Here is a 12,853-nt window from a genome sequence, read left to right on the forward strand (position 1 = left end):
CTATGAAGTCTATTAAAAAATTAGCAATATTTTGTTTTATCATTAATATTTATTTTGTTGAAGCGCAGACTGCGACTTCATTATCTAATAATGTAGATTATCCCATTTCCTATGCTACTGGAACTCCTGAGATTAAAGTTCCATTGTTTAATTTACAGACAATAAATGAAAATTTTTCACTTACAGCTGATCTATCTTATAATGCAGCAGCAGCATCTACTGTTTTTAGTGAAGTAGGTTTCTTCGGAAAAGGATGGGAAATGAATATAATACCCTCTATAAACCGGCAAATAGAATCCGGTGATTTGTTTGATGAAGAATATCATGGAATGAATACACTGCCATACGGATATACTGAAAAACCCCTAAACGATCCGAATGTATTTTCTTATAACGTTTTTGGTCTTTCAGGAAAATTTAATCTTATACGTCAAGGAAATGAACTGGTTGTGAAAAAAATATATACAAATGATTATGCAGATATACATATAAATTATACTTCTTCTATTGAGGGAAATGGAATGAATATTACTATCGATTCTTTCCAGATTACAGATAAGAATGGGTTTATATATCTTTTTTCTGTAAAAGAAATGTCAGGATTATATTTTTCTTATGGTCATAATACTCTGCGATGGAGTGGTATTTATAAGGGTCTTGATACTTTTTCGGGTTATATTCCCTATGTGAAAAATTTTTTATTAGAAAAAGTCATTGATAACAAAGGAACTGTTTTAGTTGAATATATATACGGTTCTTATGGAGCTCATTTAACAGAGGTCAGTGATAATTTTAGTTATGATCAACTTTATTTGAAAGACATTGATATCAAAAATATAGGTGATATTCACTTTAATTTTAATACGGGTTCGAAGCGTTATCTTGATTTGTCTATAGTTAACAAGTTTCAACACCTTATTTCTAAAATTGCATTTACCAATAATGAAATTAAATTTTATTCAAATAATTTACAATCCAGCTATTCCTACAAAATGCGTTATAACAATGGAGTTCCGGGAACTGCTGTCTTGAATGGTTTTGGAAATTATTATAAAGAGGATAACTGTTCTATTAAATATAATTTGTTATATAATAAAGAAGATTTATTATATACTCAGGGACTTCTCAGACAACTTATTTATCCTACAGGGGGATATACAGAATTTGAGTATGAGCCTAACACATATGCAGTACCTCATAGCGGTTCATTAAATCCTTTAGAAGAATTGACAGCTCAAAATCCAGAAAATTATTATTATGAGGAACTTCCTGTGACTTATGATCCCATAAATAAATCATATGACTTTATGTATGATAATGCAGCAGAACTATATCTGAAGTTTCATTCTCAGTTAGTTACAGTTGATGGCCAGATTTCAGGAACACCTTCTTTTTTTTATCCAGGTTTAAAGGTGTGGGATCTTCAGGGAAATTTGATGAAAGGATTTGATTTTACGAAACAATGTAGTTATGGAGAAAAAATAAATCTTTCAGTTTCTAATTCCATTGTTAAACTCCGTTGTGATCCGAATTATCCACAAAATATCAGTCAGGTTAAAATACTAAAAAAAGTATATAAAGATCCATCGGAATGGAATACATTTTTATACGGACCGGGAATTCGAATAAAAAAAATATCTAATTATGCAGAAGAGGGAATCTTAGCAAATGAAACCCATTATACTTATACTATGCCAGATCACCCAAAAACCAGTTCAGGAGTTATCTGTTCGCCAGTTTGGTTTACTCATGGGGGGCGAAATACCGTCAGTAGAACTCCTGTTCCCGTATTGTATGAATATGTAGCCATTGAAAACACTGGAACAGGAAAAACAGTATATAAAATGAATCGTGAACTTTTTAGTGGTACTTTCAAAGAGATCTCACAAGTTGTTATGATACCTGTTTCTACAACAACATATAATGCAAGTGGATTGAGAACAAGTTGCGAACAAAATGAAATAGAAATTTTCTTTGAATCTGATTTACCAAAACGTCAACCTATTATGAGCTATATTACTACTACAGCTGATATTTATGCTGCAAACAATAAACTGACAACGATTACAGAAAGCAATATAGATCCTGTTAACAGAAATCTCATTAATAGAAAGATAACCGACCTGCAGCAGGAGGAACATTTTGAAGAGCGCTATAGCTATGAAAAATACCATAAAACGTACCGTACCAAAGAAGTATTAAAATACAAAAATGGGGATTTGCTCAACCGCAGTTCGTTTACCTATACACCTGAAAACGGGAATCCGCAGCTGTATCAGCTGCGCAAAAGTGAAGTAGCCAAAGACGACCGTCCGTTGGAAACCGAACAGGAAATCACGCGCTATGATGCGTATGGCAACGTCTTGGAATACCGTACCAAAGAAGGTCTTTACGTTTCACAGATCTGGGGATACCATGATACCAAAATCGTATGTGAGCTTAAAAACATCCGTTATCAAGACATCGATGCGGGTATAATAGCGGGCATTCACTATCAGACCAACCTTACCGACAACAGTTATAACGAAAACTACATCCGTACACAATATCAGATCCTGCGTCAGGCGCATCCGCAGAGCATGGTAACCTCCTATACCTACCGTCCGATGATCGGCATGAGCAGCCTGACCGATACCAACGGACGCACCGAATACTACGAATACGATAAATTTAACCGCCTCTCAGTCGTCAAAGACCATGACGGAAACCGGTTAAAAGCGTATGAATACCATTATAAAAACTAAAGGCCATGCAACAGCTAAAAACACTTATCTACAGCCTGCTGCTTTTGAGCAGCCTTGGCAATCTGTATGCGCAAAGTGCGAATCAGAACTACGTCAAAGAAACGATCTACCGTACCCTGCCGGATATCATTGGTACAACAGGAGAATTTATAGCTTTCCCTTATATACAAAACACCAACAACCATTACATCACCACCACGTATACCGACGGATTAGGGCGTCCGATCCAACAGGTACAGGAAGGGATGTCACCGGATGAAAGCAAAAAAATCGTCACGCATATCGAATACGAAAAAAACATCGGACAAACGCGCCAATACCTGCCGTTTACTGAAACGGGAGTAACACAAGGCGGCTTTCCGGGAGCACATATATATCTTTACAATTCCGACTACGTAGAAAATGCGAAACAAAAAACACATACGTTCTACAGCAGCCAGAAATACGAATACACTCCGAATCCGTACAGTGAAAACCGTCTGGAACGGGCTCCTGCACAGCGGGTATTAGAAAGCTCCCCACCGGGACGAGACTGGCATATGGAACTCGGAGAGCACACCATCAAATACAGCTATGACTTTAACCACAGAGACAAAGAAGCGGTATATAAACTTGAGATGGATACCTATTGGGATGAGGATTATGGCTTATACCGCAATAAAATAGGAATTCGTGATACGTATGCACACAACAGCCTGCACAAAACCATTATCAAAAACGAAAACTGGAAACCCGAAGACGGTCTGGGCAACACCACCGAAGAATTCAAACGCGTAGACGGCAAAGTGGTGCTTAAACGCACCTACAACAAACAAGATCCGCACGACACCTATTATGTGTACGACCGCTTTGGGAATCTGGCGTATGTCTTGTCCCCTGAAGGAGAAAGCAAAATGGATCAGGACCAGTTTGACCGGTTGGGCTACCAGTACCTGTACGACCATAAAAACCGTCTGGCCGCAAAAAAATTACCGGGTAAAGACTGGGAATACATCGTGTATGACAAGGCAGACCGTATTGTAATGACCGGACCGGTACACAACCCGTTTGGAGAAAGAAAACCGGGCTGGCTCATCAGCAAATACGATGTATTTAACCGTGTGGTCTATACCGGATTTCACATAGCCAAAATTTCTTTTGAAAGCCGTAAAGACCTTCAGGACATCATCAACAATCAGGATCCGATCAACGAACGCAAAACCACCTCGGGCAGTATCGACAACCAACCGGTGTGGTACAGCAACGATCTGTTTCCAAAAGACATTAACCTGCTAACCGTCAACTATTATGACGATTATGCGTTTCCGGATGCTCCGACACAATTTCCCATAGTTCAGGGCACGGCAACACAAACGGCAGTAAAAGGACTGGCAACAGGCAGCTGGACGCGCATCCTGCAAAGTTCGAACGACTATGCTGCCGACCGCAGCTACACCCTCTATGATGTACGCTACCGTCCATTGCGTGTATTTACGCAAAACTATTTGGGAGGCTTTACCCAAAACGACCATACCTACAGCTTTACAGGCCAGGTACTGAGCACCATCACCACCCATCAGCGCACGGCATCAGCAGCACCGCTCACCATAGCAGACACCTATACCTATGACAACAGAGACCGACTGCTAAGCCACAGCCAGTCAGTCAATGGAGCAGCAGCACAGCGCATCGTGGAAAATAGCTATGACGAACTCGGCGCTTTATCCCTGAAAAAAGTAGGCGGACTGCTCACAGCCTCCGAACCGCTGCAACGCGTAAGCCATACCTACAACATCCGGGGCTGGCTCAAACAAATCAACCCGTCGTATCTGCACTTTGCCGATGAAGGAAGCAACACCCTTTTTGGCTATGAGCTCAACTACAACACCTCGGAGTATATGATAGGTGCACCGTATCAGTACAACGGGAATATCAACAGCGTACGCTGGCGCACGGCTACCGACAACCAGACGCGGGGAACGGAATTCCGTTACGACAAACTCAACCGCCTGGGTGAATCAACCATGTTGCGCTACAACTACAATGAAAGTCCGCGTGCGGGCTATTTTGAGCCTATAGATGCGTATGGGGAACGCCTCTCTTACGATAAAAACGGCAAAATCCAGCGACTGCTACGCACCGGACAGGAAGTCAACGGACAGACCTTAGATCTGGACGATCTGCGCTACCGTTACCACGGCAATCAGCTTACGGAAGTCACCGATCAGACCAACAACCCCGATGGATTCCATGACGGACATACCGATGGCAGAGACTATGAATACGATAAACTGGGCAATATGATCATTGACCGTAACAAAGACATCCTCAATATCCGTTACAACCATCTGAACCTGCCTTTAGAGATCAACATCAAAGACCACAGCATCCGTTATCTCTACGATGCAAACGGTACCAAAGTAGCCAAAATCGTAAAAACAGATGAGGGAGAGAAAACCACGGACTACCTTGGAGGCTTTCAGTACTATGAAAACGAACTGCAGTTTTTTCCAACAGAAGAAGGCTATGTTTATCCTAAAGACAAAAAAGAGTATCTTTACGTGTATCAGTACAAAGACCATCTGGGCAATATACGGTTAAGCTATCAGGACATCAACGGCGACGGCAGCATCCAGCCCACCGAAATCCTCGAAGAAAACAACTATTACCCGTTTGGATTAAAACAAGAGGGGTATAATGATCTGTCGAGTCCGCATCCGTTCTATAAATACACTTATGTAGGTCAGGAATTTCAGGACGATTGGGGACTGAATATGACCGCTATGGATTTCAGACAATATGATCAGGCATTGGGTAGGTTTTATGGAATGGATATGTTAGGTGAATTGGCTCATAATCAAACACCTTATCAATACGGGTTTAATAACCCGATCCTATGGGAAGATAGAACAGGCTTATTTCCAAGTGCTTGGAAAGCTTATGTTTTTGCTGCAACAGAGGGTATAAGAGATGATTATAAAATAGAATATAATGCAGGTCTTGGAGGTTATGTATTGACGATAACAAGTGGTGAATTTAAAGGGGATAAGTTTTATGATAATACAATATTGATGCCTGATCTAGTTATGGATAAAACAGAAAAGGGGAAAGGAGGAGGAAAATCGGACAAACGCGGTAAAAATGAAGATGGGATTGTTTTTGCTACCAATACAGGAGAAAACGGTCCTCTAAAACCAGATAAAGGAAGTAGAAATGGTAAAATATGGGATGTAAGTTTAATTTATTTTCTTGTCAACGCCTTTGTAGGTCCTCAAACAAAAATTGGATATGAAACTGATTATAATGATAAAATACAGAATAAATTTGTAAAAATTGAACATGAAACATTTATGGTAGGGGTAACTCCATATTATCCTGCTAAATATAGAGCAATGAAAATAATAAAAGATACTACTTTGCCTGGAAATGAGGCTCGAAATATGAATTGGAATGATTTAAGAATATCAGATTCAATAAAAATTTCAGAACAGGTAAAAAGATTAAATAAAGAACTTAATTTGGACTAATATGACCCGAAAAATTTTAATTTTTGTATTGATGATTTTACTTTATTCGTGTAAAAAGGAGGTAGATAAGGATGCTATTTATAAAGATCTGAAAATTTCATCAGAGAATCCACAACCTCCATACAATCAACTTAAATATAAGATAATATTTCCTGATACTATCCAACTTAATAAACCTTATGAAGCAACTATTGTATTTGAGAGTGATTTTGATACTATTATTGAACCAATTCAATATATAGAGAAAATAGATACTACAAGAGTAAGAACAATCATCTTTTATCAATTTGAACCTATAGAATCTTCAAAGAAAACTAAAGGAAATTTTGTAGTAAAAGATTCTGTATTTGTTCCTAACAAAGAATTTAGTGTAAAGAATATTGTCTTTAAAGAAAAAGGAGCGTTTACTTTTTGTGGCTTAATCAATGATGTAATAGTATTTGAATTTTATGATGATAGAGGAAAACGTGATTCAGTCCATATTGCCAGAAGAAAACAGCAGATATTTAAAAATGTAGTGGTAATAGACTAATCTTATCTTCCCCTTAATCAATCTTTGAGTAAGGGGAATATTTTTATAACCATTCTGTAAAATGTTCTACTAATAATCATAGGTTATGGTTATAGAAATGAACAGGCGCAAAAGTATAAATACAACAACAAAGAAAGGCAGAGTGAGCATGCCTTAAATACGTATGATTACGGAGCCAGAAACTATGATCCGGCCTTAGGAAGGTTTTTTAATATAGATAATTATGCAGAAGCTTATTTAGGATACTCACCTTATCAATATGCAGCGAATAATCCTGTATATTACGTAGATGTAAACGGAGACTATATTTATGTTTATGATGGTGGTAAGCCATATAGATATGATGCAGGTAAGTTATTTTCTAAAAATGAAGAAACAGGTAAATGGGAGGAGTATGAACCTGAAGCCGGAACTTTTTTAGCAACGGTATATAATGCTTTGACAGATATTTACAAAGCAAGTAAAGGAGGAGGAAATAGTAGTAATTCTTTTGGAGCGTGGTTTTTAAGTTTATTTGAGAATGATAAAATTAATGTTGACATTAAAGAGAGTTTTACAAGAAAAATTAGACACACTAAAGGAGAAATTTCTGTTAGTTTAAAGAGAGAGGTTGAACTTTTTACGTCTAATAAAAAATTTGAAAAAGTTGATTTATTTATTGCAATAGCTCATGAATTGGCACATGGATTATCATATAATTATATTAATAAAGCTCAAATAGATTATAATTGGCTTAACACAACTGTAGGAAATGCTACTGTAGACGAAGTATTTGCTACGATTATTGAAAATTATATCAGAGGAGAGAATAAAACACCAATTAGAACACATTATTTTGGACCAAAAATAAAAAGTAATGAGCCTTCGATATTTGAGCAATCAAGGATATATAATGAAGATCCAAAAACAGGTCAATTTGAATTAACAGTACCTGCCCTCAATATTTATAACAATTACAAAAAAAGTTTTCAAAATAAAGGAATACAATGGATAGATTAAAAATAAGTTTAGTTTTATTGCTGATAGGCTGCTTTACAGCCTGTACGGCACCAAAGTTTTATAAAGAGATAAAAGAGATTGATAAAGAGCAAATAAATGGTTCTAAAGAGGATCGAAAAATTTGGGAAATAAAAAGAAATTATATTGATATAGATAAATACTTTTTAAGATTTTTAAAAGAGGAATTAAAAGATACAAATCATATCTATTATTGGTGTTTACCTATGATGGACAATGCTGATTTTGATAGAATAGATGCTTGTGTATACGATGTCGATAATAACAAGTATTATTATTTGACTAATAATGATTATTTCTCAAAAAAAATCAATATTCAAGATGTTTCTGAAGAAATGGTATTGTTATATTATAAAATTATATATGAACATTTTACAAATGGAAATTGTGAAAAATTAAAAGCGTTAGGTGAATTGGGAACAGATGCCTCCACTTTGTTAGGTACACAGGCTATTTATGAAATTGATCTAAAAAACAATATTATTAAAAAATGCTCTTTTTTAGAAATTTTAGATCAGAATTATTATCCATATTAAAGTTCAAGAACGAGAAAAATAGGAGTAGCAGTTCTAGCAGTAATTAAAACGTTTTATTGAAATGTTTTTGTAAAAAATAAAGGAATAAAATGGAAAGATTAAATATATTAAAAGCATTTATTATATGCTGTTTATTAATGAGTTGTTCTTCTTCTGATTTTTATAAAAAGATACAAACTTTGGATAAATCTTTAAAAAATGATTCAGAACAAGATTTATATATTTATAGTTTAAAAAAGGATAAAATAGATATTGATAAATATATTTTTCGATTCTTAAAAAAAGAATTGAAGAATACTTCTAATATATATTATCTACTGACACCTATATATGGGGAAGATGATTATGACATAATTTTTGCCTCTGTTTATGATGTAGATAATGATGTATACTATTATCTTGAAAATGAAGATTTTTTTTCAAAAAAAATTTCTTTAATAGAAAATAGAGATCAGAAATCGCATTTGGAATTCGAAAAAATAATAAATGATTTTAATAAGAACAAATGTCAGATTTTAAAAAATCGTATTCATACTTTAAGAGAAACTGAGTTGTATGAAATTACCCTGAAATATTTATATAAAATAGATTTGAAGAATGACATATATGAAAAGTGCAGTTTTAAAAATGTCAGTTATTATGAATTTTGAGTATATATATTTAATGAGATTTTAAAGTGGTAGCTTAAATTTTGAATTGATTTAAATTAGATATCAAAGGATTCACTTAAATTCTTCCATTGAATAATCAAAGCCTCATTACTTCATTTGGGGCTTTATTTTAAAATAATCATTTAATAGAAACAGATTCTATAAATACACGTATGTAGGTCAGGAGTTTCAGGATGATTGGGGTCTTAATATGACCGCTATGGATTTCCGACAATATGATCAGGCGTTAGGACGATTTAATGTAATGGATATCTTTAGTGAAATGGCGTATGACCATACACCGTATCGTTATGGATTTAATAATCCGGTGTTTTGGCAGGATAAAATGGGATTGTTTGAAACAGATGCCCTTGCACGGACTTATGCTTTTGTACTTGGTATCAGTGCTAATGATTATTACGTTACAAATAATACAAATGGAGGCTATAATTTAGTTGTCACAGGAGGACAATTTGAAGGAACAACCTTTTATGATTATTCGGAATTATTAGATACTGTAGAAATAAAATCTAAAGGAGGTGGCTCAAACGGTTCATCATCTAATAAGAGCAATAGTAAATTTTGGAAATTTTGGGAAACCGGAGGTATGTTTCAGGTTTGGGGAGTAATGAAAGAAAGCCTTGGATTTAAAAAGAATTCAAGAAAAAGAAGTCCTGTAGATGCCTCAATAAATTATGATCAGGCTATTAATCCTTCTGTGAGTTCCGTTACAAAGGGAAAAGAGTGGATGAAAAGGCTAAAGGATTGGCTAAATGGAGCCGAGACCAGAACGAATAGTTTATTACCTAATAATGGTTCCAATAGAACCGAAGGAGAGGTTATAAAACCAGTTACTAAAGAAGAGAGAGAAATTATAACGATTCAAATTAAAGTCTATTCTCCTGAAAAATTATTCGAGGATACAGGAAAGGCAAAAGTACATTCACGTTATAATTTAGATATATATAGAGATCAAGAAGCTAGATATCGACAATTAGAGAGAGCAGATTCAATTAGAAATACAGAAAAGAGATGGAAATAATTAAGGTAAAACAGACATTATTCATAATAGCACTATTAATAGTAGGCTGTAATCGGGTAAATGAAACTAAACAAAATAAAGAAGAAATAGATGGTTTTTATGGACAACTCATTTTTCCAGATACTATATTCTCAGACACATTTTATAAAAGTTATATAGATTATTCATACCCCGAATTTGATTCATATCATCTAAATGACAATCATAAAATAATACGATCTCTCGCTTTTTATTTTACTATAGATACTGTAAGATATGATATCGGGATGATTGAAAATAAGATAGAAGATAGTGTTTTTAGTTCTAATAAAAATAAAATAGAGCTTTATAAAATAGCAATCAGTACGCCCGGTATAAAGTATATCAGCGGTTATATTGATGATGAAATATTGATAGATAGTTTAAATAGAGACAGCAAAAAAGGTAAACTTCCAGGATATTTATTTCGTTCATATCTTACTAAAAAAGTTGTGGTATTAGAGCGATAGATAATATTTGCTAAATTATAAAGAGCCCCATTAAATCATTTTGGGGCTTTTTTAAAAAAATAATCTAAGAATACATGATTCTATAAATACACGTATGTAGGTCAGGAGTTTCAGGACGAATGGGGCTGAATATGACCACTATGGATTTCAGACAATATGATCAGGCGTTAGGTTTAATGTTGATGATAAAAAAATCAAAATAAAGGAATACAATGGATAGATTAAGAATAAGCTTAGTTTTATTGCTGATAGGCTGCTTTACAGCCTGTACGGCACCAAAGTTTTATAAAGAGATAAAAGAGATTGATAAAGAGCAAATAAATAGATCTAAAGAGGATCGAAGAATTTGGGAAATAAAAAAAGATCATATTGATATAGATAAATACTTTTTAAGATTTTTAAAAGAAGAATTAAAAGATACAAATCATATCTATTACTGGTGTTTACCTATGATGGACAATGCTGGTTTTGATAGAATAGATGCTTGTGTATACGATGTCGATAATAACAAGTATTATTATTTGACTAATAATGATTATTTCTCAAAAAAAATCAGTATTCAAGATGTTTCTGAAGAAATGGTATGGTAAACTTCCCCATTTTTAACACAGATTAAAAGTATTAACTTAAAAATAAGTGTTCTGTCATGAAAAAACCGAAATTTAATACAAAATTAGTGTGTAAGTTTTCAAGTCAAAATTATAATCCTGTTGTTTCTGTTACAATTAATCATCTGAATTATAGTCTTATAGATGAGATATGCGCAAAAAAGAGTATATTTAAGAAATAAACTCAAAAGCATATGTTAGTAAAAGTATTCGGAAGTGCTGTTTTCGGAATTGATGCTACTACTATAACGATTGAAGTAAATATTGATAAAGGCATCGGTTATCATCTTGTCGGACTTCCTGACAATGCCATCAAAGAAAGCAGCCATCGTATTGCCGCGGCTTTAAAAAACACCGGATATCAGCTTCCCGGCAAAAAAATCACCATCAATATGGCACCCGCAGATCTGCGTAAAGAAGGTTCGGCGTATGATTTACCTATTGCCATAGGTATTTTGTCTGCATCTAAACAAATAAAAACCCATGATTTTAGTCGTTCGGTCATTATGGGTGAACTGTCTTTAGATGGCGGTGTACATGCTATTAAAGGAGCTTTGCCTATTGCACTCAAAGCAAAGGAAGAAGGGTTTGAAGAAATTTATCTGCCGTATGAAAATGAAAAGGAAGCCGCTATTGTTTCGGGATTACGGGTATATGGGATCAAGAACATACGAGAGTTAATCAATCACTTTGAAGGTATTGAAATATTAGAGCCAGTAATTCTGGATTCCGGAAAACTGTTTGATGAACATCAGGAAGTAGCTGAGCTGGATTTTGAAGAAGTAAAAGGTCAGGAAAGCATCAAAAGAGCTATGGAAATTGCAGCGGCAGGCGGACATAATATTTTGCTGATCGGACCTCCGGGTTCTGGAAAAACCATGCTTGCCAAAAGGCTTTCAGGAATCTTACCGCCCATGACATTGGAGGAAGCGCTCGAAACAACCAAAATACATAGTGTAGTTGGTAAAGCAAATAACGTAGGACTGATTCGCACGCGACCTTTCCGAAGTCCGCATCATACAGCTTCTTCAGTTGCATTGGTAGGGGGCGGTAGCTATCCGCAGCCCGGTGAAATATCACTGGCCCATAACGGAGTTTTATTTTTGGATGAATTACCCGAGTTTAAACGAGAAGTTTTAGAAGTCATGCGCCAACCGCTGGAAGATCGGGAAGTAACGATTTCAAGGGCAAAATTCACAATTTCCTATCCCTCATCTTTTATGTTGGTAGCGAGTATGAACCCGAGCCCGGGCGGTTATTTCTATGATCCGCAAAATCCGGGAAATACAACTCCGCAGGAAATGCAGCGGTATCTCAGTAAAATATCAGGTCCTTTACTGGATCGTATTGATATCCATATAGAAGTGAATCCGGTACCTTTTGAGAAACTTTCGGATACCACTCTGTCAGAAAAGAGTTCGGTAATTCGAAACCGGGTGATCGCAGCAAGAAAAATTCAGTCAGAAAGGTATGTGAAAACACCGGGTATACACTACAATGCACAGATGTCTGTAAAACAGCTTCGCATTCATTGCCGTTTGGCAGATGACTCTCTGCTTCTGTTAAAAAATGCAATGGAACGGCTTAATTTATCTGCCAGAGCATACGATCGTATTCTTAAAGTGGCACGCACAATAGCTGATCTGAGTGCCGCTGAAATGATAGAGCCATCTCATATTGCAGAAGCGATTCAGTACAGAAGTCTTGATAGAGAAGGTTGGAATGCTTAA

Annotated in this window: 9 protein-coding genes and 2 pseudogenes; all 11 read left to right on the plus strand. The window is 35.5% G+C overall.

The window, feature by feature from the left end:
* Nucleotides 1-2: 2 nt before the first annotated feature.
* On the plus strand, nt 3-2,744 hold the full coding sequence (locus QW060_RS02660; protein WP_290362166.1) for a hypothetical protein: 2,742 nt from the start codon (nt 3-5) through the stop codon (nt 2,742-2,744).
* A gap of 5 nt (nt 2,745-2,749) precedes the next feature.
* Entirely contained in the window at nt 2,750-6,250 is a 3,501-nt protein-coding gene (locus tag QW060_RS02665) for a DUF6443 domain-containing protein (protein WP_290362167.1), read from the plus strand.
* A 1-nt stretch (nt 6,251) separates the two neighbouring features.
* The gene (locus QW060_RS02670; RefSeq protein WP_290362168.1) at nt 6,252-6,782 is read left to right on the plus strand and encodes a hypothetical protein; all 531 of its coding nucleotides are present in this window, start codon (nt 6,252-6,254) and stop codon (nt 6,780-6,782) included.
* A 78-nt stretch (nt 6,783-6,860) separates the two neighbouring features.
* A pseudogene (locus QW060_RS28440) lies at nt 6,861-7,070 on the plus strand (RHS repeat-associated core domain-containing protein); the annotation flags it as partial.
* Nucleotides 7,071-7,220: 150 nt separating this feature from the next.
* On the plus strand, nt 7,221-7,781 hold the full coding sequence (locus QW060_RS02675) for a hypothetical protein (RefSeq protein WP_290362169.1): 561 nt from the start codon (nt 7,221-7,223) through the stop codon (nt 7,779-7,781).
* Between the two features lie 17 nt (nt 7,782-7,798).
* Nucleotides 7,799-8,335, plus strand: coding sequence for a hypothetical protein (locus tag QW060_RS02680; RefSeq protein ID WP_290362170.1), 537 nt, complete (start codon nt 7,799-7,801; stop codon nt 8,333-8,335).
* An 89-nt stretch (nt 8,336-8,424) separates the two neighbouring features.
* Nucleotides 8,425-8,985, plus strand: a complete 561-nt coding sequence (locus tag QW060_RS02685; RefSeq protein WP_290362171.1) for a hypothetical protein — start codon at nt 8,425-8,427, stop codon at nt 8,983-8,985.
* Between the two features lie 175 nt (nt 8,986-9,160).
* Nucleotides 9,161-10,027, plus strand: a pseudogene (locus QW060_RS02690) (RHS repeat-associated core domain-containing protein); the annotation flags it as partial.
* Nucleotides 10,018-10,515, plus strand: a complete 498-nt coding sequence (locus QW060_RS02695) for a hypothetical protein (protein WP_290362172.1) — start codon at nt 10,018-10,020, stop codon at nt 10,513-10,515. The pseudogene QW060_RS02690 and the gene QW060_RS02695, both read left to right, overlap by 10 nt.
* Nucleotides 10,516-10,727: 212 nt before the next feature.
* The gene (locus tag QW060_RS02700; RefSeq protein WP_290362173.1) at nt 10,728-11,105 is read left to right on the plus strand and encodes a hypothetical protein; all 378 of its coding nucleotides are present in this window, start codon (nt 10,728-10,730) and stop codon (nt 11,103-11,105) included.
* Between the two features lie 212 nt (nt 11,106-11,317).
* A complete protein-coding gene (locus tag QW060_RS02705) occupies nt 11,318-12,853 on the plus strand; it encodes a YifB family Mg chelatase-like AAA ATPase (protein ID WP_290362174.1) in 1,536 nt (511 codons plus the stop codon).

The organism is Paenimyroides ceti (genome assembly GCF_030409925.1).

Excerpts from the sequence above, each read along its gene's own strand:
- QW060_RS02695 (WP_290362172.1), top strand. The coding sequence starts at position 10,018 with ATGGAAATAATTAAGGTAAAACAGACATTATTCATAATAGCACTATTA.
- QW060_RS02705 (WP_290362174.1), top strand. The coding sequence starts at position 11,318 with ATGTTAGTAAAAGTATTCGGAAGTGCTGTTTTCGGAATTGATGCTACT.
- QW060_RS02700 (WP_290362173.1), top strand. The coding sequence starts at position 10,728 with ATGGATAGATTAAGAATAAGCTTAGTTTTATTGCTGATAGGCTGCTTT.
- QW060_RS02670 (WP_290362168.1), top strand. The coding sequence starts at position 6,252 with ATGACCCGAAAAATTTTAATTTTTGTATTGATGATTTTACTTTATTCG.
- QW060_RS02665 (WP_290362167.1), top strand. The coding sequence starts at position 2,750 with ATGCAACAGCTAAAAACACTTATCTACAGCCTGCTGCTTTTGAGCAGC.
- QW060_RS02660 (WP_290362166.1), top strand. The coding sequence starts at position 3 with ATGAAGTCTATTAAAAAATTAGCAATATTTTGTTTTATCATTAATATT.
- QW060_RS02685 (WP_290362171.1), top strand. The coding sequence starts at position 8,425 with ATGGAAAGATTAAATATATTAAAAGCATTTATTATATGCTGTTTATTA.